25 protein-coding genes are annotated in these 22,112 nt (G+C 69.7%); 19 read left to right on the forward strand and 6 right to left on the reverse strand.

Going from position 1 to position 22,112, the window contains the following annotated elements; genetic code table 11:
* A partial coding sequence (locus HG543_RS12540; protein ID WP_246356969.1) for a class I SAM-dependent methyltransferase occupies positions 1–590 on the forward strand: 590 nt, incomplete at its 5' end.
* 4 nt (positions 591–594) lie between these two features.
* Here the strand turns inward: HG543_RS12540 and HG543_RS12545 are convergent.
* Complete coding sequence (locus HG543_RS12545; protein WP_246356970.1) at positions 595–1,233, reverse strand: TetR/AcrR family transcriptional regulator; 639 nt, start codon at positions 1,231–1,233, stop codon at positions 595–597.
* Between the two features lie 82 nt (positions 1,234–1,315).
* Between HG543_RS12545 and HG543_RS12550 the strand changes: the two genes are divergently transcribed.
* Genes HG543_RS12550 through HG543_RS12560 form a run of 3 tightly spaced genes read left to right on the forward strand, consistent with a single transcriptional unit; the run spans position 1,316 to position 3,406 of the window.
* A complete protein-coding gene (locus tag HG543_RS12550; RefSeq protein WP_169344966.1) occupies positions 1,316–2,101 on the forward strand; it encodes a fatty acid desaturase in 786 nt (261 codons plus the stop codon).
* A gap of 11 nt (positions 2,102–2,112) precedes the next feature.
* Positions 2,113–2,751: a PAQR family membrane homeostasis protein TrhA gene (gene trhA, locus HG543_RS12555; RefSeq protein ID WP_343073336.1), complete on the forward strand. Its 639-nt coding sequence runs from the start codon at positions 2,113–2,115 to the stop codon at positions 2,749–2,751.
* A gap of 43 nt (positions 2,752–2,794) precedes the next feature.
* Complete coding sequence (locus HG543_RS12560) at positions 2,795–3,406, forward strand: DUF4304 domain-containing protein (protein ID WP_169344967.1); 612 nt, start codon at positions 2,795–2,797, stop codon at positions 3,404–3,406.
* A 12-nt stretch (positions 3,407–3,418) separates the two neighbouring features.
* On the opposite strand, the gene HG543_RS12565 is transcribed toward HG543_RS12560, so the two are convergent.
* The gene (locus HG543_RS12565; RefSeq protein ID WP_169345005.1) at positions 3,419–4,330 is read right to left on the reverse strand and encodes a glutaminase; all 912 of its coding nucleotides are present in this window, start codon (positions 4,328–4,330) and stop codon (positions 3,419–3,421) included.
* A gap of 160 nt (positions 4,331–4,490) precedes the next feature.
* Between HG543_RS12565 and HG543_RS12570 the strand changes: the two genes are divergently transcribed.
* Entirely contained in the window at positions 4,491–4,949 is a 459-nt protein-coding gene (locus HG543_RS12570) for a GyrI-like domain-containing protein (RefSeq protein WP_246356976.1), read from the forward strand.
* Here HG543_RS12570 and HG543_RS12575 read toward each other — a convergent pair.
* Complete coding sequence (locus HG543_RS12575; RefSeq protein ID WP_169344969.1) at positions 4,946–5,806, reverse strand: AraC family transcriptional regulator; 861 nt, start codon at positions 5,804–5,806, stop codon at positions 4,946–4,948. The genes HG543_RS12570 and HG543_RS12575 overlap by 4 nt on opposite strands.
* Before the next feature lie 50 nt (positions 5,807–5,856).
* Between HG543_RS12575 and HG543_RS12580 the strand changes: the two genes are divergently transcribed.
* Complete coding sequence (locus tag HG543_RS12580; protein ID WP_169344970.1) at positions 5,857–6,243, forward strand: GFA family protein; 387 nt, start codon at positions 5,857–5,859, stop codon at positions 6,241–6,243.
* A 16-nt stretch (positions 6,244–6,259) separates the two neighbouring features.
* On the opposite strand, the gene HG543_RS12585 is transcribed toward HG543_RS12580, so the two are convergent.
* Positions 6,260–6,991 (reverse strand): class I SAM-dependent methyltransferase, encoded by a 732-nt coding sequence (locus HG543_RS12585; RefSeq protein ID WP_171817756.1) that lies wholly within the window; start codon positions 6,989–6,991, stop codon positions 6,260–6,262.
* A 142-nt stretch (positions 6,992–7,133) separates the two neighbouring features.
* A complete protein-coding gene (locus HG543_RS12590; protein ID WP_169344971.1) occupies positions 7,134–8,051 on the reverse strand; it encodes a LysR family transcriptional regulator in 918 nt (305 codons plus the stop codon).
* Positions 8,052–8,152: 101 nt separating this feature from the next.
* On the opposite strand from HG543_RS12590, the gene HG543_RS12595 reads away from it, so the two are divergent.
* The 13 genes from HG543_RS12595 (at position 8,153) to HG543_RS12655 (ending at position 19,914) form a co-directional block, all read left to right on the forward strand.
* Positions 8,153–8,977, forward strand: coding sequence for an oxidoreductase (locus HG543_RS12595; protein WP_169344972.1), 825 nt, complete (start codon positions 8,153–8,155; stop codon positions 8,975–8,977).
* A gap of 86 nt (positions 8,978–9,063) precedes the next feature.
* Positions 9,064–9,477, forward strand: coding sequence for a hypothetical protein (locus tag HG543_RS12600; protein WP_169344973.1), 414 nt, complete (start codon positions 9,064–9,066; stop codon positions 9,475–9,477).
* A gap of 186 nt (positions 9,478–9,663) precedes the next feature.
* On the forward strand, positions 9,664–10,539 hold the full coding sequence (locus HG543_RS12605) for an alpha/beta fold hydrolase (RefSeq protein ID WP_169344974.1): 876 nt from the start codon (positions 9,664–9,666) through the stop codon (positions 10,537–10,539).
* A 99-nt stretch (positions 10,540–10,638) separates the two neighbouring features.
* Positions 10,639–11,010 carry a hypothetical protein gene (locus tag HG543_RS12610; RefSeq protein WP_171817757.1) on the forward strand — a complete coding sequence of 124 codons (372 nt, stop codon included), beginning with the start codon at positions 10,639–10,641 and terminating at the stop codon, positions 11,008–11,010.
* 124 nt (positions 11,011–11,134) lie between these two features.
* Positions 11,135–11,794 carry a hydrolase gene (locus HG543_RS12615; protein ID WP_216673598.1) on the forward strand — a complete coding sequence of 220 codons (660 nt, stop codon included), beginning with the start codon at positions 11,135–11,137 and terminating at the stop codon, positions 11,792–11,794.
* 83 nt (positions 11,795–11,877) lie between these two features.
* Entirely contained in the window at positions 11,878–13,743 is a 1,866-nt protein-coding gene (locus HG543_RS12620) for an amidohydrolase (protein WP_169344975.1), read from the forward strand.
* The gene (locus HG543_RS12625; protein ID WP_169344976.1) at positions 13,733–15,358 is read left to right on the forward strand and encodes an MFS transporter; all 1,626 of its coding nucleotides are present in this window, start codon (positions 13,733–13,735) and stop codon (positions 15,356–15,358) included. The genes HG543_RS12620 and HG543_RS12625 overlap by 11 nt, the downstream gene beginning before the upstream one ends.
* Positions 15,355–15,582 carry a XapX domain-containing protein gene (locus HG543_RS12630; protein ID WP_169344977.1) on the forward strand — a complete coding sequence of 76 codons (228 nt, stop codon included), beginning with the start codon at positions 15,355–15,357 and terminating at the stop codon, positions 15,580–15,582. The genes HG543_RS12625 and HG543_RS12630 overlap by 4 nt, the downstream gene beginning before the upstream one ends.
* Positions 15,579–15,737 carry a DUF1427 family protein gene (locus tag HG543_RS12635; RefSeq protein ID WP_169344978.1) on the forward strand — a complete coding sequence of 53 codons (159 nt, stop codon included), beginning with the start codon at positions 15,579–15,581 and terminating at the stop codon, positions 15,735–15,737. The genes HG543_RS12630 and HG543_RS12635 overlap by 4 nt, the downstream gene beginning before the upstream one ends.
* A 158-nt stretch (positions 15,738–15,895) precedes the next feature.
* On the forward strand, positions 15,896–16,525 hold the full coding sequence (locus tag HG543_RS12640) for a hypothetical protein (RefSeq protein ID WP_169344979.1): 630 nt from the start codon (positions 15,896–15,898) through the stop codon (positions 16,523–16,525).
* A gap of 61 nt (positions 16,526–16,586) precedes the next feature.
* Entirely contained in the window at positions 16,587–17,183 is a 597-nt protein-coding gene (locus tag HG543_RS12645; RefSeq protein ID WP_169344980.1) for a sigma-70 family RNA polymerase sigma factor, read from the forward strand.
* Positions 17,180–18,019: a cupin domain-containing protein gene (locus tag HG543_RS12650; protein WP_169344981.1), complete on the forward strand. Its 840-nt coding sequence runs from the start codon at positions 17,180–17,182 to the stop codon at positions 18,017–18,019. Before HG543_RS12645 ends, HG543_RS12650 begins: the two co-directional genes overlap by 4 nt.
* Positions 18,016–19,914, forward strand: coding sequence for a hypothetical protein (locus HG543_RS12655; RefSeq protein WP_169344982.1), 1,899 nt, complete (start codon positions 18,016–18,018; stop codon positions 19,912–19,914). Before HG543_RS12650 ends, HG543_RS12655 begins: the two co-directional genes overlap by 4 nt.
* Positions 19,915–19,938: 24 nt before the next feature.
* On the opposite strand, the gene HG543_RS12660 is transcribed toward HG543_RS12655, so the two are convergent.
* The gene (locus HG543_RS12660; protein ID WP_169344983.1) at positions 19,939–21,606 is read right to left on the reverse strand and encodes a hypothetical protein; all 1,668 of its coding nucleotides are present in this window, start codon (positions 21,604–21,606) and stop codon (positions 19,939–19,941) included.
* Positions 21,607–22,112: the final 506 nt, after the last annotated feature.

The raw sequence follows: 22,112 nt of genomic DNA on the forward strand, positions 1-22,112 counted from the left end.
GGCGGGTGCCCATCCTGAATGGCGAGAGCTTCGACCCGTTCGCGCCACGCCTGGGCCTCTTCGACCTCGTGCTCATGAATGGCGTCGTGGAGCACATCCCCCTGAGCGTGCCGGGCCTGCGCCAGCGCGTCCTCCGGAGCGCGTGGGCGGCGGTGCGCCCCGGGGGCTACCTCGTCATCAACGACACGCCCAACCGGCTGTGGCCCGTCGACGGGCACTCCACGCAGCTGTGGTTCGTGCCCTGGACGAAGCCGGGCTCCGCGTGGGCGTACCGGCGGGCCGTGAAGCTGGGGCGGCATGCGGACTCGCCCACCAGCGCGCCGGGACCGCTGGGCCTGGAGCAGGTGGGGGCCTGGGGAGCGACGTACCCGGAGCTGCTCGGGTATCTGGGCGGCGAGGACGCGGTGGAGTGCATCAACCTCCTCCCGGGACACTCCGAGCGGGTGAGCTACGTGGACGCGGGCTCGCCCCGGCGGCAGAAGCTGGAGAAGCTGCTCCACGCGACGCTGGTGCCCGCGCTGCGCATGCCGCTCACCGCGTTCGCGCCGTCGCTCAACAACCTCGTGCTGCGCAAGCGGACGGCGGGGTAGGGGCTCAACCGCGCCGCTTCGAGCCCAGGCGGGCCCCGGGAGAGTCCGGTTCCCGGGGCAGGTGTCTCAGCCCCATCCAGCCGAGCGCCGCGACATGGCGCGCCACGTGGTCGATGGAGAAGGCCTTGCCTTCGGCCGCCCACCACTGGCCCACCTGCGTCACCATGCCCACCAGCGCATTGGCGTAGATGGGCGCGACCTTGGGGTTGTACCCGGCGCGCTCGAACTCGCTGCGGAAGATGTCGCCCACGCGCTGCGCCAGGTCGTCGATGACGCGCGTCAGGCCCCGGCGCGCGGTGGCCAGGGGTGAGTCGCGGGTGAGCACCGCGAAGCCCGCGGGCTCCTCCTTCGCGTACGTCATGAAGGCCAGCACCGCGGCCTCGAAGCGCTCGCGCGGCGTGCCCTGGGAGATGCTCTCCGACATGCGCGCCACCAGGTCGTCCATCTCCCGGTCCACGATGGCGGCGTAGAGGCCCTCCTTCGCGCCGAAGTGCTCGTAGACGATGGGCTTCGACACGCCTGCCTGCTGGGCAACCTCCTCGATGGAGGTCGCCTCGTAGCCATGCGAGGCGAAGACCCCCCGCCCGACCTCCATCAACTGGACCCGCCGGTCGGCGGCGGAAAGCCGTTTCTTCTTCGCCAAGTTGATCTCCAACCTACTCGCGAGTAACTTACCCAACCGAAACCTACTGGACAGTAACCATACAGCGCGGCTGGAGCCCCCCATGTACCTCGCCACCTGCGGAGCCGTCTTCCTGGCCGCATACCTGCTCAATATCCTCACGATTACAGTGGGTTACCACCGGGGGCTCGCGCACAAGGCGGTGCGCCTGCACCCGGCCCTGCGCGGGCTGGTGATTGCCGGGGGCAACTGGCTGACGGGGTTGGATCCCAAGGCGTGGGTGGTGATGCACCGGCTCCACCACGAGCACTCCGACACGCCGCTGGATCCGCACTCGCCCGTCAACGTGGGCATCCTCGGCATCGGGATGGAGCAGCTGCGCAGCTACAAGCGCGTCATCGTGGGGCTGCTGAAGAACGAGCCGGAGTACACGCGCTATGCGAAGGACCTCGACTTCCCGCTCAACACGCTGAACCGCACGGGGCGCTGGTACCTGCCGTACGTCCTGCACGGCGTCGTCGGGCTGGCGCTGGGGCTCGGCATCGGCTGGCTGCTCGGGGCCGCGTACTTCCTGGGGATGATGAGCCACCCGGTGCAGGGCGGCCTCGTCAACTCGCTGGGGCACGCGGTGGGCGGGCGCAACTTCGACACGTCCGACAACTCGCGCAACAACCATCTGGCCGCGTGGCTCATCTTCGGCGAGGGCTTCCAGAACAACCACCACCGCTACCCGGGGTCGGCGTCCTTCTCCTACCACCGGCACGAAATCGACCTGGGCTACGGCGCCTGTGTGCTGCTGGAGAAGCTGGGGCTCGCCACCATCCAGCGGGATTACCTCATCCCCCGTCCGCCGGGCGTGTCGGCCACGGAAGCGCAGGCCCGGTCCTGACCGCCCGGGCGGTGGAGAAGCCGAAGCTGCGGGGCGTGCTGCACCAGTTCGCCGCCGTGGCCGCGCTCGGAGCGGGTGGGGTGCTCGTGTCGATGGCGCCCACGCCTCGGGCCGCGACGGCGGCGGCGCTGTATGCCGTCAGCCTGGTGGTGTTGTTCTCGGTGAGCGCGACGTACCACCGGGTGGACTGGGCCCCACGAGGGCGGGCGTGGATGCGGCGCATGGACCATGCGTCCATCTTCATCCTCATCGCGGGCACGTATACGCCCGTCGCGCTGCTGGGCGTGTCCGGTGCGGCCGGTGACAGCCTGCTCGTCGCCATCTGGTGCGGCGCGCTGGTGGGCGTGTTGCAGTCGCTGTTCTGGGTGCACGCACCGAAGGCGGTGACGGCGGCGCTGGCCGTCGGGGTGGGCTGGACGCTGGTGCCGTACCTGGATGAGGCGCGCCAGGCGCTTGGTGCCGCGGAGCTCTCACTCATCCTGGCGGGCGGCGTCGCCTACACCACGGGGGCGCTCGCGTATGCCCTGAAGCGGCCGGACTTGAGGCCCGGCGTGTTCGGGTACCACGAGCTCTTCCACGCGCTCACGCTCGTGGGGGCCGGGCTCCACTTCGCGGTGGTGCTGCGGCTCGTGCGAGCCGCGAGCACGTAGGCACGCGCCCATTGCGTCTCGGGATTGACCTACGCTGGGGGCAATGGACGCCATCAAGAAGCTGACCGCCATCGCCACGGCCGCGATGAAGCCGCTCGCGAAGGCGGGCGGCTTCACGAAGAAGGACCTGACCTGGCGCCGCCGCCATGGGGAGACGCTCCAGGTCCTCAACGTGCAGCGCTCTCATGGCAACACCGCGAGCGAGGCCCGCTGCTACGTGAACGTGGCCCTCTCCTTCGACGCGCTCTACCGGCTGGAGGACCGGCCCATCCCGGAAGCACCGAAGGAGCACGAGTGTCACTTCCGCGAGCGGATGGAGCACCTCGTCCCGGGCGCTCCCTCCGAGTGGGACGTGGACATGGATACCGATGAGGCCGTGCTGACGGCGCGACTCTCGGAGGCCCTGGGGCGCGCCGCCGCGTTCCTCGACGCGGTGGATGGACCCGCGAAGCTCCTGCACCAGCACGCGCTGGACTACGGCGCCCAGCTCTTCCTGCGCGCCCAGCTCCGCTATGTGATGGGCGACCTGGATGGCGCCCTCGCCGACGTGCGCGGCGGCGTGGAGTTCTTCGCTGACCGGGGACTCACCCTGGAGCGGCAGCTTCGCGCGCTGCACCTCACGCAGCTCGCATCACGTGCCGGAGTGAAGACGTAGCGGTGGCGGGTTTCAGAAGACCGAGAGGCCGGTGAGCGTGGTGAACCGGTCCAGCGCCTCCACTCCCGCCACCGAGTTCCCCCGCGCATCGAGCCCGGGGCTCCAGACACAGAGGCCGCAGAGGTTGGGGATGACGGCGATGATGCCGCCGCCCACGCCGCTCTTGCCGGGCAGGCCGACGCGGTAGGCGAAATCGCCCGCGGCGTCGTAGGTGCCGCAGGTGAGCATGACCGCGTTCACCTGCTTGGCCTGGCTCCGCGTGAGCAGCCGCTCTCCTCCGGCGCGCTGGCCATGCCGGGCCAGGAAGCCACAGGCCCGAGCGAGGTCCGCGCAGCTCGCCGAGAGGGAGCACTGCCAGAAGTAGTGGTCCAGCACATCCGCGACGGGGTTCTCGATGTTTCCGTAGCTGGCCATGAAGTGTGCCAGGGCGGCATTGCGGTGGCCGTGCGTGGCCTCGGAGGCGGCGACGACGGGGTCGAAGTCCAGCGCCGGGTTGCCGCTCTCCACGCGGAGGAACTCGCGCAGCACGCCCCGAGCATCACCGGTGAGCCGGAGCAGCCGGTCGGTGATGACGAGCGCCCCCGCGTTGATGAACGGGTTGCGCGGGATGCCCTGCTCGTACTCGAGCTGGACGAGGGAGTTGAACGGATTGCCCGAGGGCTCCTTGCCCACGCGGCGCCAGACGGCGTCACCGTCCCGGGCGAGTGTGAGGGCGAGGGTGAAGACCTTGGAGATGCTCTGGATGGAGAAGGGCACGCGCCAGTCGCCGACGCCGAAGAGCTGGCCGTCCACGGTGGCCAGCGCCATGCCGAAGCGGCCCGGGTCCACGGCCGCGAGCGCGGGAATGTAGTTGGCCACACGCCCCTGACCGATGAGGGGCCGGACCGCGGTCGCCACCTCATCGAGTACCGCCTGGTAGTCCATCACGTGCTCGTTCACCTCGGGGGCGCATGATAGCCGCGATGGCGCGGGCCTCCGCGTGGAACGCGTCCGCCGCGAAAAGAGCACGGGCCATCAAACGGGCGCCGGACGCCACCGCTACCTTCCTCCGCGTCGTTCCACACGAGACCGCGGAGACGTGAAGATGCATGCGGAGTACCTGAGGCAGGACGAAGAGCTCGTCATCATCGGCCCGGCGTTGCGGACCTCACCCGAGCAGGCCGGCCAGGACATCCCCCTCCACTGGCAGCGCTTCATGCGGGAGCATCTGCCCTCGCTGAAGGACGTGCACGACGTCTACGCGGTCTATTGCGACTACGAGCGCGACCACCGGGGCCCCTACACGATGGTCATCGGCACGCGGGTGAGCGCGGACGCCCCGGTGCCCGAAGGCCTGCGCAGGGTGGTCATCCCCCGTGGGGAGTATGCACGCTTCATGACCCGGGGCGACCCGGCCCAGGCCGTCGTACGCACCTGGGCCCACGTGTGGGACGGCTGGGAGCGGCGCGGAGAGCGGCGCTATGTCGCCGACTTCGAGCGCCATGCCGTGTCCGCCATGGCCCGCGGAACCACCGAGGCGGAGGTGTGGGTGGGCCTGTCCTAATCCGCGATGCGGACGCGGACCTCGGTGAGCAGGTCCTCCTCCGGGGTCCGCTCGGGGTCGTTGAGGTAGTGCTCGATGACGGCGTCCGGCGCCGGCTCATACCCGCTGGTGGGGAACCACCGTCCGATGACCTCGAGGTACGTCTCGCCCAGCCGCGCGTAGGACCCGCGGTGCAGCCCGACGGCGTATGTGCCCCCGGGAAGGGTCATGACCTCGACCTCGTCCGTGGCGGCGAAGTCCTCGGCGACGGCGACACACGCGTCGAAGCGCAGCAGGGCTTCCGGTGTGACGGCGGGGTCGTCCGGGCACACGCCATAGAGCACGGGCTCCGAGCCCAGAAACCCGTGACGCGCGGCCCACGTCATCAACCGCTGCCAGAGCTGGCCGACGTCCGCATAGCTGCCACGGTGTCGCATGAAGGCCACGCGCAGCGCCGGATGGGTGCGAACCCGGACCTCCACTCCGGGTCCACCGGCATGGGCCTGCTGCCAGTCGAGGACGCGTGACGCGGGCTGCTCACGGAACTCGGACGGAGGCACGCCGAAGCGCGCGATGAAGGCGCGGGTGAAGGCCTCGTGGGATTCGTAGCCCGCATCGAGAGCGACCTCGAGGAGGCGCACGTCGCCATCGGCGCGGAGCCTGCGCGCTGCCCGCTCCAGACGCAGGCGGCGCACGTGCTCCATCACGGTCTCTCCCATCTGCGCGCGGAAGATGCGGTGGAAGTGGTGCAGCGAGAAGTTCGCCACCCGTGCCAGGGCGGTGGGGTCGACGGGCTCGTCCAGGCGCTCTTGCAGCACCTGCTGGGCCCGCAGCAACCGCCGCTGGTAGTCGGCTTCAGTCGTATGTCGGCGGGGCATCGCAGGTGACTCTATAGTGTTCGCCTCCACGCCGATGAAAGGAGTGCGCCATGCACGAGGGCTCCTGCCTCTGCGGGGCTGTTCGTTTCGAGGTCACCTGCGCCTTGCCCCCGCCTGCCGCCTGTCACTGCTCACAATGCCGGAAGCAGTCGGGGCATTTCTGGGTGTCCACCGACGTTCCCCGTTCCGCGGTGACGATCCACGGTGCGGAAAAGCTGACCTGGTTCCGCTCCTCCGAGAAGGTGCGGCGCGGTTTCTGCTCCACCTGCGGCTCCTTCCTCTTCTGGGACCCGCTCCAGAGCGAGAAGGACATCATCGCCATCGCCATGGGCGCGTTCGACAAGCCCACGGACACGCGACTGGCGAAGCACCTCTTCGTGGCGCACAAGGGCGATTACTACGAGATCACGGACGACCTGCCGCGGCACCAGGGGTAGGACCGCGCCACGGGGCTCAGCCCACGGCTCCGGGCTCGAAGCGCGCGAGGAAGACCTTGAACTGCAGCGAGACGAAGAGCGTCTTTGGCGCCACGAGCCCGGTCCGAGCGAGCATCGCGAACAGGGCGGCATCGGACTCGATGGGCCGCATCGCCGCGAGGTGCTCGCGCCGGTGAGCCAGCTCTTTCGAGGGGATTCCATACGCCCGCCACCGCCGCATCTCCACGTTCGTCAGTTCGGGGTCCGGGCCGATGCGGCAGCCCACGACGAGGGGCGCTCCGGGCTTGAGCCGCCGGGTCACCTCCCGCAACAGCTCGACGCGGGCCTCCTCGCCCTCCACGTGGTGCAGCACCCCCATCATCTGCGCGCCATCGAACAGGGGCCCCGCGGGTAGCGTGTGCAGCTCGCCCACGTGCAGGTGCGTGCGTGATAGCAGGCCCTCGTCCTCCAGGCGCTTGCGGGCGACGGCGAGCATGGGCTCGGAGGGGTCCACGCCGGTGAAGCGCCAGCCCGGCACGTCGAAGCGCTGGTAGGGCAGCAGCTCCGCGCCCGTGCCCAGCCCCACGAAGAGCAGCGACGCCGCGTCCTGGCCGTCGAGCCGGGCGGCCAGCGCACTGGCGCCGAGCTCATACCCGATGTGGAAGCCGGCCATGCTGATGGCCGTCTGGGCGTCGTAGATGGCGGCGCGGTCGGCGCCAAAGCCCGGCACGACATGGTGGATGGAATGAGTGGAGTGTTCGTGAGCCATGACGTGTCCTCGTGATGCCCGCGGGAGGCGGGCGACTGGAGGGAAGGATGCGTCGTGACTCTGGTTCGCGGGAGAGCGGGGATTCAGATCCGATCGGCGGAAACTCGGGTCCCGCTGGGCCGTGTCGCCGCGCGGTCGCGGCTCAGGCCGTGTCGCGGGTGGCGGAGCGGAGGTGGTCGATGAACGCGCGCAGCGCCGGGGCCATCTGCCGCTGCCGTGGGTAGCAGAGGAAGAGGCCAGGGAAGGGCGCGGACCACGCCTCCAGCAACGGAACCAACCGACCGTCCGCGAGGTAGGGGCGGACCACCTGGTCGACGGCGAAGTGGATGCCCAGGCCGGCGAGCGCGGCGCGGAGCGCGAAGTCCTTGCTGTTGACGATGAGCGGTCCATCGACGGCCACCTCGAACCACGCGTCGTCCTGCCAGAACTCCCAGTGGTAGGGCGTCGCCGTGCCGGGCCAGCGCCAGCGGATGCAACTGTGCGCCGTGAGGTCCTGGGGCGTGCGCGGCGTGCCACGGCGTGCCAGGTAGTCGGGCGAGGCCACGGCAATCTGGCGCAGTTCCGGCCCCAGCCGCACGGCGACGAGGTCTCGCTCGATGACCTCGCCCAGGCGGATGGCGGCATCGAAGCCGCCGGCCACGAAGTCGTTCACCGTGTCGTCGACCGTCAGGTCCAGCACGACCTCCGGGTAGGCGGCGTGGAAGCTCGCGAGCACGGGCTCCACGTACTGCTCCACCGCCGAGCGGAAGGACACCACCCGCACCGTGCCCGAGGGCCGCCCGTTCGTGCGCCGCACCTGTCCCACGGCCGCGCCCAGCTCGGCGACGGCCGGTCGCAGCCGGCCGAGCAGCGTCTCTCCGGCTTCGGTGAGGGCGACGCTACGCGTGGTGCGATTGAGCAGGCGCACGCGAACGCGCTCCTCCAGCCCGCGCACCATCTGGCTGAGGGCCGAGGGAGTGACGCCGAGGCGCTCTGCGGCGCGGCTGAAGCTCCGGGTCTCGGCCACGGCCACGAAGGCGCGCAGCTCACTGAACTCGCGTGGGGAGAGGAGCGGATCCATGCGGATATTTTAACTGTACTAACAAGACTTGTGACATTGCTCCCCATTGTTCAGCGCGGAGAGGGGAGTCATATGAGGTCCCACACACAAGGGAGCCCCCTATGAAGACCTGGTTCATCACTGGCATTTCCCGTGGCCTTGGCCTGGCGCTGGCGCGGGCGGCCCTTTCCCGGGGAGACACCGTCATCGGCACCGTCCGCGGTGGCGCGCCGAAGCTGCCGGCCGGCCCCGGACGGCTGCATGTGCTGGAGCTCGAGCTGTCCGACGCCCGCGCAGTGGAGGCCACCGTGGCGAAGGCCTTCGAGCTGGCGGGACGCATCGACGTCATCGTCAACAACGCCGGCTACGGCCTGCTCGGGACGGTGGAGCAGGCCACGGACGCGGAGGTGGAGCGGCTGTTCACGGTCGACGTCTTCGGCCCGTTCCGCGTCATCCGCGCCGCCCTGCCGCGCCTGAGGGCCCAGCGCTCCGGGCACATCGTCAACATCACCTCCATCGCGGGGCGGGCGCCGGGGACGGGCTCGGCGCTGTACGCGGCGGCGAAGTTCGCGCTGGAAGGGCTGTCGGCCAGCCTCGCCCAGGAGGTGGCATCGCTCGGTATCCGTGTGACGGCCGTGGCACCCGGCGCGTTCCGCACGGACTTCCTCTCCGCGCATTCCATTCGCAAGAGCGAGGCGCCGGGGAGCGACTACGCCGCGACGGTGGGACGGACGACGAAGGCGTTCGACGACATGGCGGGAAAGCAGCTCGGGGACCCGGAGAAGGGCGCCGCCGCCATCCTCGCGGCCGTGGACGCCGAGCACCCACCGCTGCACCTGCTGCTGGGCTCGGATGCGCTGCGGCGGGCCCGGGAGAAGCTCGACGTCGTCATCGAGGAGATGAACGCTTGGGAGGCCGTGACGCGCGGCACCGACTTCACGAGTTGAGCGTGTTTCTCGCCCGCAGCATGATTCCCGGCGCCTGTCGGCGGTCGCCCTCCGGCGGCGCGATGGGCCTCGACCCGGGAGACATCATGCGAAACATCGTGGCGCGTCTGGCTGTGCTGTCATTGGTGACGTTCGGAGGGCCCGCGCTGGCCGCGGACAAGTCCGCCGGGCCCGCGGTGAAGCCCCTCACGCAGCAGGACCTGGAGAACCATGCGGGCGCGGGCTGCACCCTGGACAAGGGGAAGGCGACCTACCTCATCGACGATCTCGAGAAGGGCGTGGTGCGGGTGGATGGGAAGGTCATCGAGCTCAAGCCAGCCAAGGCGGACAGCAACCTGTCCCAGCTCGAGAAGAAGGGCGACACCTTCCAGTACTCCGACGCCAGCGTGGGGCTCACCGTCGAGGTCGCGATGGTCACGAGCAAGGCGGCGAAGCTCACGGTGACGAAGGACGGCAAGACGACGACCGTGACGAAGCTGACGCTGTCCTGCGGCGACTGAGCCGCGGGGCATCCGCGGGTCGAACACCATCACGCTGGAGCGTTCGCTCCCTCCTTCGGGGGATCTCCCCTCATGCCTGGCGCACTACCGTGAGTGCGCGAACGGGACCTGCGCGGTGCAGCCAACTGTGCCGCGCGTGGACCTGGCATCCCTGGCATCGAGCCGGGGCACCCGAAGGAAGACCTGATGAGCACCTTCACCACGGCGGATGGCTGCAGGCTGGACTACCACCTCGCGGGCTCCATCACGAGCGAGCGCACCCTGGTCCTGCTGCACGGCTGGTCGCAGTCGCGCGCGATGTTCGATCGAGTGATTCCCATGCTGGCCCGGCACTACCGTGTCGTCAGCTACGACCAGCGAGGCCACGGGGAATCCGGCCGCCCGCCGCACGGCGCTCGCATCGCCCGGCTCGCGCGTGACCTCGACGAGCTCCTGACGCACCTTCAAATCGAGCAGGCGGACTTCGCGGGCCACTCCATGGGCGCCTCGGTGCTGTGGAGCTACCTCGACCTGTTCGGCTCCGCGAAGGTGAGCTCGCTGGTCATCATCGATCAGCCCAGTGCCTGCACCCTCCTTCCCTGGCTCGACAAGGCCAGTGCGTCCGAGGTGGGGGCCATCGTGGACTTTTCCGGTGCCGAGGCCTTCTGCAAGGGCTTCATGGGGCCCGACGCGGCGAGCGTGCGGCACCAGTTCCTCGCCTCCATGCTCACCCGGCGGATTCCCGCCGAGGACCTGGCGTGGCTCTACCAGGAGAACCTCAAGCTCGACGGCGGCTTCGGCTCACGGCTGCTGCTGGACCACCTCATGCAGGACTGGCGCGACGTGCTGCCACGCATCGACGTGCCGACGCTGGTGCTCGCGGGCGAGGTCAGCCACGTCAATCCGGCGTCGCAGAAGTGGAGCGCCGAGCACATTCCCGGAGCCCGGCTGCATGTCTTCACCGCGGAGGAGGGGGGCGCGCACTTCCCGTTCTTCGAGCGGCCGGAGACCTTCGCGGTCGCCTTGCGCTCCTTCCTCGACGCCCAGCCAGCGCCGCGTGCTCGGGCACGCACCGTCTCCTGACGCGCTGTTTCCAACTCGTCGGACTCCCCCGAATGAGGGAGGCCGCGCGCCCCTTATCCGCGATACAAGCGCGTTACATCAGCGAATAGGGTGGGACCGGTGCAACGCCTCTTCTCGATGTTTCCCGCTGGCGGTCCCGGGGCCGGGTTGCTGTTGCTGCGTCTGGCGGTTGCCCTGTCCCTGCTGCTCCACCCCTCCGGCGGACCTCTGATGCAGGCGATGCTCGCGCTCCCCGCGATTGGACTCTGCCTCGGAGTCCTGACACCGCTCCTCGCGACCGTGTGCTTCCTGTTCTCCTTCCACGACTTCCTCGTCGTCGGCGGCGCGACCCTTCCCGAGACGGGCATCCGGTTCCTCATCACGGGCGCGTTGGCGCTCCTCGGTCCCGGAGCGCTCTCGCTGGACGCGCGGTTGTTCGGAAGACGCGTCATCACCGTGCCGCCGCGCAAGAATCAAGGCGTCGGAGAGTAGCGGGCCGGCGGGACTTCGCTCCCTCTTTTGGGGGAGTCGAGACATGCGCTTTCGGGTGTTTCACGTCAATTTCAGACGCTCTACTGTGTCTGACATCACCCCCACCGAAAGAGGAAACACTCTCATGCTGCCCAAGGCTACCCCTACGCCCGGAAAGGGCCTGCTGACGCCCACCGACCACGCCCTGATCCTGATCGATCACCAGTCGCAGATGACCTTCGCGACGCACTCGATTGATATCGCGACGCTGCGCAACAACACCGCGTTGATCTCCAAGGCCGCCGCCGGCTTCCGCGTTCCGACCCTGCTGACCACGGTCGCGGAGAAGAGCTTCTCGGGGCCGCTGTTCCCGGAGATCACCGAGGCGTTCCCCGAGGCGAAGGTCTACGACCGCACCAGCATGAACGCCTGGGAAGACAAGCAGGTGATTGCCCAGGTCAACGCGTTCGAGAAGGAGCGGCTGGTGTTCGCGGGCCTGTGGACGGGCGTGTGCATCGTGGGGCCCGTCCTGTCGGCCATCGACCAGGGCTTCAAGACGTTCGTCATCACCGATGCCTGCGGTGACGTTTCCGACGAGGCCCACGAGCGCGCGGTGGCGCGGATGGTCCAGGCCGGCGCGGCTCCGATGACCAGCCTCCAGTACCTGCTCGAGCTGCAGCGCGACTGGGCACGTGAGGCCACGTATGGCCTGACCACCGGCATCGCCAAGATCCACGGCGGCGGCTACGGCATCGGCATCCAGTACGCCAAGACGATGTTCGGAGCCTCCGAAGGCGGTCACTGATTGATGGCCATGCGGCCATCGGACGTCTCAAGCGATAACGATTGTCTCCGGCGCGGATCGCCGGAATGGGAAGGACTGTACCGATGGCCGACATGATCGTCAGAAATGCCCGGATCACCACCCTGGACCGGGACAACCCATCGGCAACGGCGCTGGCTGTCGCCGGTGGCAACGTGCTGGTGGTCGGCGACGAGGCCTCGGTGATGGCGCATGCCACCGCCGGGACTCGCGTCATCGATGCCGGGGGCCGGCGCCTGATTCCCGGCCTCAATGACAGCCACCTGCATCTGATTCGCGGTGGCCTGAACTACAACATGGAGCTGCGCTGGGACGGCGTGCGCACGCTGGCCGACGCGATGGCCATGCTGAAGGAGCAGGTGGCGCGGACGCCGGCGCCGCAGTGGGTGAGGGTGGTGGGCGGCTTCAGCGAGCACCAGTTCGCCGAGAAGCGGCTGCCGACGCTGCGCGAGCTCAACGAGGCCGCGCCAGAGACGCCGGTCTTCATCCTGCACCTGTACGACCGGGCACTCCTCAACCGCGCCGCCTTGCACGCGGTCGGCTACACCAAGGACAGCCCCGAGCCGCTCGGTGGGCGGATCGAGCGCGACGCGGCCGGCAACCCCACCGGCCTGCTGCTGGCCAAACCCAATGCGCTCATCCTGTACGCGACGCTGGCGATGGGGCCGAAGCTGCCGCCGGAGTTCCAGCTCAACTCCACCCGTCACTTCATGCGCGAGCTGAACCGCCTGGGCATCACCTCGGTCATCGATGCCGGCGGAGGCTTCCAGAACTACCCGGAAGACTACGAGATCATCCAGAAGCTGCATGCCGACGGCGAGCTGACGGTGCGCATCGCCTACAACCTGTTCACCCAGAAGAAGGGTGGGGAGCTCGCGGACTTCGACAGGTGGTCGAAGATGCTGAAGCCGCTCCAGGGCGACGGCATGCTGCGCCACAACGGCGCTGGCGAGATGCTGGTCTTCTCGGCGGCGGACTTCGAGGACTTCCGCGAGCCGCGCCCGGAGCTTCCGAAGGGCATGGAGGGCGAGCTGGAGGACGTGGTGCGCCTGCTGGCGCAGCGCCGCTGGCCGTTCCGCATCCATGCCACCTATGACGAGAGCATCAGCCGCGTGCTCGATGTCTACGAGAAGGTGAACCGCGAGGTGCCCTTCGACGGGCTGCACTGGTTCATCGACCACGCGGAGACGATCTCCGAGCGCAACATCGAGCGCGTGCGCGCGCTGGGCGGCGGTATCGCCATCCAGCATCGCATGGCGTACCAGGGCGAGTACTTCGCGGAGCGCTACGGCGCCGCGGCGACCCGGAACACGCCGCCCGTGCGCAAGATGCTGGCCGCGGGCCTGCCGGTCGGCGCCGGCACCGATGCCACGCGCGTGGCCAGCTACAACCCGTGGGTGTCGCTGTACTGGCTCGTCACCGGCCGCACCGTGGGCGGGCTGGCGATGTATGGCGATGACAACCTGCTGGAGCGGGAAGAGGCGCTGCGCCTGTACACGCACGGCAGCGCCTGGTTCTCCCATGAGCAGGATCGCAAGGGCGTGCTGAAGGCCGGCCAGTATGCCGACTTCGCGCTGCTGTCCTCGGACTTCCTCCACGTGCCGGAAGAGGCCATCAAGGACATCACCAGCGTGCTGACGGTGATGGGGGGCAGGGTGGTGCACGGCAGTGGGGACTTCGGCCCGCTCGCGCCCGTGCTGCCCAGGCCCATGCCGGACTGGTCTCCGGTGAACCGGTTCGGTGGCTACCAGGGCGGCACCCCGGCGCAGGTCCGGGCCCAGTTCGCCCAGGCGCAACGGCATTCGCACGCACCCGGAACGTCGTGCGCGGCGCATGGCGGCGGCAAGGCTCATGCAACGCACGCTCCGGCGCGGGGTGGCGGGCTGCTCGACTTCTGGGGCGCCTGGGGATGCTTGTGCCATGCCTTCTGACGCTCCGTCGGCTGGGGCCTGGGCCCCGCTTCGCCATCCCCCGTTTCGCGCGCTCTGGCTGGCCGTCCTGGCCAGCAACGTAGGGACCTGGGTCCAGGATGTCGCCGCCTCCTGGTTCATGTCGGAGCGCACGAGTTCACCGCTGATGGTCGCCGCGGTGCAGTCCGCGACGACGCTGCCGGTCGTGGCGTTCGCGCTCGTCGCCGGCACGCTGGCGGACATCGTCGACCGCCGGCGGTACCTGCTCGTGGCGCAACTGTGGATGCTCTTCATGGCCACGATGGTGGCCCTGCAGGCCCATGCTGGCCGGCTCGAGGCCTGGTCCCTGCTGTGCCTGACGTTCGCGCTCGGCACGGGTGCGGCGATGGCAATGCCCGCCCAGGCGGCGACCACCGCTGACCTGGTCCCGCGCCCGATGCTGGCGCCCGCGGTGGCGTTGAGCTCCATCGGTGTGAACATCGCGCGCTCCCTCGGCCCGGCCCTGGGCGGGTTGGTCGTGGCGCGATTCGGAGCGGCCTGGGCGTTCTCACTGAATGCGCTGTCGTTCCTGGCCGTGGTGTTCGTGCTGTGGCGGTGGAAGCCGGCGAAGTCCGTCTCGACGCTGCCCGTCGAGTCCTTCGGCGGCGCACTGCGCGCGGGGTTGCGCTACGCGCTGCAGGCCGGCGAGTTCCGGTCGGTGCTCATCAAGTCGGCCTGCTTCTTCGTGTTCGCCAGCGCGCTCCCCGCGCTGATGCCCATCGTGGTCCGGCAGGAGCTCTCCGCCGGGGCGGGCACCTATGGATTGTTGCTGGGATTCATCGGCGCGGGAGCCATCGGGGGGGCCATCGCCCTGCCGAAGCTGCGCGAGCGGTTCGATGCGGACACGCTCGTGCCAGCGGCGACCCTGATCTACGCCTGCTCCATGCTGGTCCTGGCGGGCATCCGCGACGTGCGGCTGCTCTGCGTGGCGATGCTGGCCAACGGCGCTTCGTGGCTCACCGTGCTGTCCTCGCTGCAGACCGCCGCGCATGTCTCGGTCCCCGCGTGGGTCCGTGCCCGGGCGCTGTCGCTCTACATCGTCGTCTTCTCGGCGGGCATGGCGGGAGGCAGCCTCATCTGGGGCACGGTCGCGCAGCAGGCGGGCACCGGCATCGCGTTGACGGTGGCGGCGATCCTGGCGGTGCTCGCGGGTGTCTTCTCGCTGCGGTTCCGTCTGAGCGCCGCCATGGCGCGGGACAACACCCCGTCCGCCCATTGGGCGCGGCCGGCCGTGGCCGAAGGAATCGACCATGCCCGGGGGCCGGTGCTCGTGACGGTGGAGTACCTCATCGAGCCAGCGGACCGGGAGGAGTTCCTGCATCACCTCCACCAGCTCGGAGGCACCCGCCGGCGCGACGGCGCGGTGCAGTGGGGCGTGATGGAGGACGCCGCGCAGCCGGGCCGCTTCCTCGAATACTTCATCGTCGATTCCTGGCTGGAGCACCTCCGCCAGCATGAGCGTGTCACCCACGAGGAGCAGCGCTTGCAGGACAGGATTCGCGCCCTGCATCGCGACGCACAACCGCCGTCCGTGCGCCACTTCGTCGGGGCCACGCCGTCGAGCCCCCACGCTGTCGTCTTGGAGAACGTCTCGTGAACTGGAAATTCTGCGTTGGCCTGCTGCTCGGCTTCGCCATCGGCCTGGGTTGCCGCTGGCTGGGCATTCCCGTACCCGCGCCGCCGGTGCTGGTGGGTGCCTCGCTCGTGGTCGCCATGACGAGCGGCTACCTGCTGGCCGACAAGTTCCTCGCGGCGCACCCCGCGCGTCATCGCCAGAACTGCGGTGGGCCCAGCGGCGACACCCAGGAGAAGCTCACATGATGCAGCTCATGGTCGGTCCTGTCCTGGCGTTGGCCATCGGTGCCGGCTGCCGCCTGCTCGACATCCCGTTGCCGGCGCCGCCGAAGCTGCAAGGCGCGCTGCTGGTGGTGGCGATGACCGTCGGCTTCCTGGTCGGAGACAAGCTCCTGGGCTGAGCGGACACCCCCGGCATCACGTGAGCTCCGGCGGGCCGGGCGTCCCACCGTGGAAAATGGGGCCGAAATCGATTTTTTAAACGCGGGAGGCTCCTGGGGATTCTCCGGGCATTCACGACGCACACGGGCCCGCTCACCGGGCCCTCGGAGCCCTTTCCATGAAGACCGCCCACGCCGCGGCTGCCGCGCTGTTCGCCTCGCTCACCCTGCCCACGCTTGCCCATGCCGCGGAGCGCATGCCCTCCGGTCCCCCGGGCTCCGTCCTCGATACGCCCTCGTACGGTCACCGGCTCGACGTGGGCGGCAGCTTCGGCCTCAACAACGCCGGAGGGATTGGCTTCTTCACCGGCTTCGGTCTGGCGGCCGACCTGCGGCTGGTGGACTCCCTCTCCGTGGGCGCCGGGGTGGGCGGAGGGCTGTGGGGCCCGCGCTTCACCGCGCACTCGCGCATCTACCCGCTGGGTGTGTCGCGCTCGTTCTTCCTCCAGGGCGCGCTGGCGCACAACCTCGGGCGCAACAACTGGGTCGGCGGCGATGATGAGGAGGACGGGGGCGTCCACGTCACCCGCTCCGACGTCACCACCGCCAACGCCTCGCTGGGCTGGCGCAAGGACCTGGGCTCCCGTGGGTGGCTGGTCTTCGAGGCGGGCTGGGCCTTCCGCCTGGACACCCCGCGGTTCCAGACGGGCGGCGAGCGCCCGCTGACCGAGATGGAGGAGCAGGTGCTGCGCTTCGCCCGTCCTGGGGGCGTGGTGCTGGGCATCTCGGGCGGCTTTTCCGTTTTCTAGGCGGTTCCAGTAGTCTGCCGCGCGCCCCGCCATGACGGATTCCACCAGTGATGCACCCAGGGTGGTCCCCTTTCCCGGGGACGCCCGGCGACGGCTCGACTCGCGCACGGATGAGGAGCTGATGCTCCTGGCCGCCGGCGGCTCGGAAGAGGCCTTCGAGCAGCTCGTGCGCCGGCATCACGCGCGCCTGGCGCGCTACTGCGGCAAGTCCGTGGGCAGCGCCGCCGAGGGTGACGAGCTGGCGCAGGAGACCCTGGTGCGCCTGTGGGAAGCGCGCCGCGACTACCAGCCGCGCGCGCCCTTCGTCGTCTTCATGCTCACCTTCGCCCGGAACCTGTGCCGCAAGCGTCTGCGGGACTCGGGCCGGCGCGGCCGGTGGCAGGAGGAGGCCCCCCAGGCCGGGCTGGAGTCGGTGGCCTCGCCGGCCTCGGCGGACGTGGTGGACCAGTTGCTGGCGCGCGAGCAGGAGCGGCGCGTGCGCGAGGCGATGATGGCGCTGCCGGAGAAGTTCCGCGAGGTGCTGCTGCTGCGCTTCGACCAGGGGCTCGACTACGCGGAGATTGCCCGCGTCGTCGGGCGCAGCGAGGCCACGCTGCGCTCGCGCGTGTTCCATGGCTTGAAGAAGCTCCGTGCCAGTGTGTCTGGAGGTCGTCCGTGACGTCGCCATGCCCCGAGCCGTCGGTCTGGTCGCGGCTCATCGACCGGCAGCTCCCCGAGGAGATGGCGCAGTCCCTGCGGGCCCATGCCAGCGGTTGCTCGCGCTGTCAGGCCGAGCTGCGGGACACCGAGTCCCTGGCTGCCCGCATCGCCGCGCCGCTGGAGCCGGCCGCCTCCACGGATGAAGCGGTGGCGCGGGTGATGCTCCGGGTGCGCCCGGGCCCCGCCGAGCGGCGCGCCCAGGCCCGGTGGAGCCGCCCCTGGGCGGGAGGGGCCGTGGCCGCCGCGCTCGCCGCGGGAATCGCGGTGCTCGTCCTGCGGCCCATGCCCGTGCGTCCGCCCGGAGAGGAGACGGCGACGGCGCGTGGCTCCGCGGCGGTGGCGTCGCTGGGACGCGGCGTGGGCATCACCTTCCACACGGCGGGCACCGGCACCACGCCGCTGACGTCCGGCGCGGTGGTGCCGGCGGAGTCGGGCTTCGGGGTGCGCTACCGCAACGTCGATACGCGCGGGCCGGTGTACCTGCTGGCCTTCGCCCAGGACGCGCGAGGCGAGGTGCACTGGCTCTATCCGGCCCACCTGAGCGAGGACGCGAACGAGCCATCGGTGCGGCTGGAGGCGGCCTCGGAGCCGCGCGTGCTGGAGGAGGTGGTGGTGCTGGAGGAGCCCGCGCCGGGGCCACTGCGGCTCGTGTCCGTCGTCACCCGCGCGCCGCTGGGAGTGAAGGACATCGAGTCGCTCGCGGCGGAGGCACGTACCCCCGAGGCGCTGCAGCAGCGGTGGCCGGAGGCGTCGGTGGAGTCGGTGTCCGTGGTGCTGGCGGAGCCTCGACCTTGATGTCCCTGCTGCCGCTCGCCCTCGCGCTCACGCTGTCCACCACCGCCGCGGAGGGGCTTCCGTCCTCTCCGCCGGTGGTGTTCGCGCTGGTGGTGTCCAACAACCACAGCTACGCGCCGGGCCGGGCCGCGCTGCAGTACGCGGACGACGACGGGGCGAAGTACCACGAGGTCTTCTCCATGCTGGCGGAGCCCGGGGGCACGGTGCTGCTCACCGTGCTGGACACCGACACCCGCCGGCTCTTCCCGGCGCTGGTGCCGGTGGCGCGCGCTTCCACCTTCGCGAACGTGACGGACGCGGCCCGGACGCTGGCCGAGCGCATCGCCGAGGTGAAGCGCTCCGGGCGCGAGGCGGACTTCTACTTCGTCTTCGCCGGCCACGGCGATGTGGATAAGGGGCGCGGCTTCCTGGAGCTCGCCGACCGGGCCTTCGACTCGGAGGACCTGCGGGCGCTGCTGCGGCAGGTGGACGCCACGCGCGCCCACGTGCTGCTGGACAGCTGCAACTCCTTCTTCGTGGTGAGTCCCCGCAAGGCGGGTGGGCGGCGCTACGCCACCCCGGCGGACATGACGCAGCAACTGGCCGAGCGACTGCCCGCGGTGGGCGTGCTGCTGTCCACCAGCGCCGAGGCCGAGGTGTACGAGTGGTCCGAGCTGCAGTCCGGCGTCTTCAGCCACGTGGTGCGCGCGGGGCTGATGGGGGCGGCGGACGCGGACGCGGACGGGCGCATCACCTACGCGGAGATGGAGGCCTTCGCGAGCATCGCCGCTCAGGAGATTCCCAACCCGCTGTTCCGTCCCCGCCTCTTCGCGCTCGGTCCGGGGCGCAGCACGCAGGCGACGCTGCTGGACCTGCGCGCGGCGCGCTCGGCGGTGACGCTGAAGCTGGACGCCGCGCCCCCGGTGCGCCTCACGCTGCGCGACGCCCAGGGCCTGCGGTGGGCGGACGTGAACAAGGAAGCCGGTGTCCCGCTGGCGCTGCGGCTGCCCTCCGGGGTGGCGCGAGGCATGGAGGTGGAGCGCCTGGGCGGACCCGACGCCGCGTGGGCCTGGACGCTGGAGGGTGTCGCGCCCGACACGTCGGTGGAGCTGGCGGGCTTCGCGCCGGGCCCCGTGCCGGCGGCCGCGCGCGGCGTGCGGGAGCAGCTGCGCCAGCTCTTCGCGACGCCGTTCGGCCCCAGGGCGCTGGCCGCCTACGAGCAGGCCCGGAGCTCGGAGCAGCCGCCCGTGTACGGCATCTCCCTGGCGGACCGGGAGCGGATGCGGCAGCAGCTGGAGACCTTCTCCGCGGTGGAGCGGGACCGGAGCCGGACGCAGACCATCCTCTTCGGCTCATCCCTGGTGACGTCGATAGGTTCCAGCCTGCTCCTGGTGGCCCAGGGAGACTCCACCTCGCGCCTGCAGGGCTACACCACGCTGGGGCTGGGCGTGTTCATCAATGGCGCGGACCTCGTGCAGCACCTGCGCAAGGAGGACCCCGATGCCCTCCTCCAGGAGTTCCACGCCGCCGAGGCGGACCCGGCGGCGGACCCGGGCCGCACCGTCGCTCGGGTGGACTACCGCCTCAACCGCTTCCTTGCTCAGGAGCGGAAGGTGCGGCGCCAGCTGGAGACGCTGGGCTGGCTCTACCTGGCCTCGGGGGTGGTGACCGTGGCTCAGGCCGAGCACGGGCGTTTGACCGGTGCCAGCCACGAGGAGGTGGTGAATCGGGAACTCGCGGGCCTGGCTGCGTTGGTCGGTGGCGTCTCGTACCTGCTGCGCGCCCGGTCCACGGAGAGCGCCACCGAGCACCTCTTGCATCAGTGGGCCACGGACCCGGACGTGCGGCGACTGCCCCGGGTATCCGTGGTGCCGACCCGGGGCGGCGCGATGCTCGCGGTGGACGGGAGCTTCTGACGCCCCGGGCGATTCACAGGCGACTCAGAGGTTGTAGTAGGAGACCTGCAGGTCCGCGCGGAGCATCGCCTCGATTTCACTGCACAGCTTGCCCTCCTGCCCCAACTGGTCGATGAGGGCCCGCCACACCTCTTCCTCCTTCGGCAGGGGCGGCCGGTAGGCGCTCCCGAGCACCGCGCGGAACGAGCGCTCGAGGATGCCGTCCTGCACGTGCCGGTCGGTGTGGTCGCCGCCGTACTTGTTCCGGTCCGTCACCCTGTCCGAGATGGCATAACTGATGGCTTCGGAGTCCTTGCCCTCGGCGGCCAGCTTCCTGGCCATGGCATCGTACCACTGGTAGTCGGCTTCGGTCGTCCTGTAGTTGGGATTCTCGTTGGCGCGCTTGAACGCCTTGTCGATGGCGGTCCGGATGGCGGGGGTCGAATCCGGATCACCTCCGTAGACGAGGACGTTGGTGATCCTGTCGGAGATGGCATAGCTGATGGCCGAGGAGCTCTTGCCCTCGGCCGCCATCTTCTTGGCGATGGCCTCGTACTTCCTGAAGTCGGCGTCGCTCGTCCTGTGGTTGGGATTCTCGTAGGCGCGCTTGGCCGCCTTGTCGATGGCGTTCCGGATGGCGGTGGGCGAATCCGGATCGCCTCCGAAGGCGAGGACGTCGGTGATCTTCTCCGCGATGGCGTACATGATCTCCGCGGAGTTCTTGCCCTCGGCGGCCATCTGCTTCGCGACGGCATCGTACTTCTTGAAGTCGGCGTCGCTCGTCCTGTGGTTGGGATTCTCGTAGGCGCGCCTGGCCGCCTTGTCGATGGCGTTCCGGATGGCGGTGGGCGAATCCGGATCGCCTCCGAAGGCGAGGACGTTGGCGATCTTGTCCTTGATGGCATACATGATGGCTTCGGAGTCCTTGCCATCGGCAGCCATCTGCTTGGCCATGTCCCAGTACTTCTGGTAGTCGCCCTCGGTCGTCCTGTAGTTGGGATTCTCGTTGGCGCGCTTGAACGCCTTGTCGATGGCGTTCCCGATGGCGGTGTCCGAATCCGGCTCGCCCCCGTAGAACCGGACGTTCATGGCCTTGTCGGAGATGGCATAGCTGATCTCCATGAAGGTCTTGCCATCGGCGGCCATCTGCCTGGCCATCTCGCGGTAGCGGCCGTACTCCTCGGAGTTCGTCGGGTACTGGTTGTTGTCGTAGGCGCGCTTGAAGGCCAGGTCCGTCAGCGCGTTGAAGTCGGCGTCGGTCTTGGGGAAGAGCGGGCCGCGGCGCAGCTCGGACACCATGTCCTTGAGCGCGGTTTCCATCTTCGCGGCGTCGTTGCAGCCGTCCTTCTGCAGCCTCAGCGCGTACTGGTAGAGATCGTTCCGCCCGGCCCCGCCGGGAAGCGGCTCGCCCCCCGCGGCCGCGGCGCGGATGGCGTTGTCGACGGCGCGCGCCATCCGTTCCGGAGTCAGCAGGGAGGAAGAGGGCGGGAGCATCGCCTGCGTGGGCGCCTTCTGCTGCGCCGCCGGGGGCGTGAAGACGGCCGTCGTGGCGGTGGTCCGCGTGGTGGCCCCCACGGCCGGCGTCGCCATGGTGGCCCGCAGGGTGTCCAGGAACGCCAGCTCCGTGGCCTTCGTCGGCTGGGACGTCTGGGGGCTCTGGGTGCTCTCGACCTTGCGGGTGGAGACCGGGGGTGAACGATCACCGACCTTCATGGGAAGTCCTCGGGCAGTTTCTACTTCTTGGATTGCTTGATTATGGGGCCAGCCTTTTAAAAGTTGCATGCGCGGGCGCGCAAAGGTTCGACCCGCTGCGGCATGAAGAGTCCGCTCGCCCCGAGGACCCCGAAGAGAGGCCCTGGGCGGACCTGGGGTGCGTGGTTACTGACATTCCCCGTGAAGCAGCACCGGGCTCAATCCCCTTGGCAGGCATGGGAAGGAGGCCGGGCCGTTCACTTTTCAGCACCCGGGGACCTCCGGTTCGAAGGGACGGCGAGCGGTAGCGCGTGTGCTCAGGTTCTGGCGAGCCCAGCGCATGAGGCGCACGCCCTTCAGCTTCGCGAGCGCTGACATGTCACGGCCACGTCAGTGACATGTCAGTCCGAGTGCACCGCGGGAGCTCCAGAGGAGCCCCGACACTCCCGAAGCTGGCACGAGCCGTGCTGTTCGGCGGACCCGCACGCTGGAATCCGTCTCCAGCCTTTCCGGGTGAACGCTCGTGT

Origin of the sequence: Pyxidicoccus fallax (assembly GCF_012933655.1) — a bacterium.
Taxonomy (GTDB): Bacteria; Myxococcota; Myxococcia; order Myxococcales; family Myxococcaceae; genus Myxococcus; species Myxococcus fallax.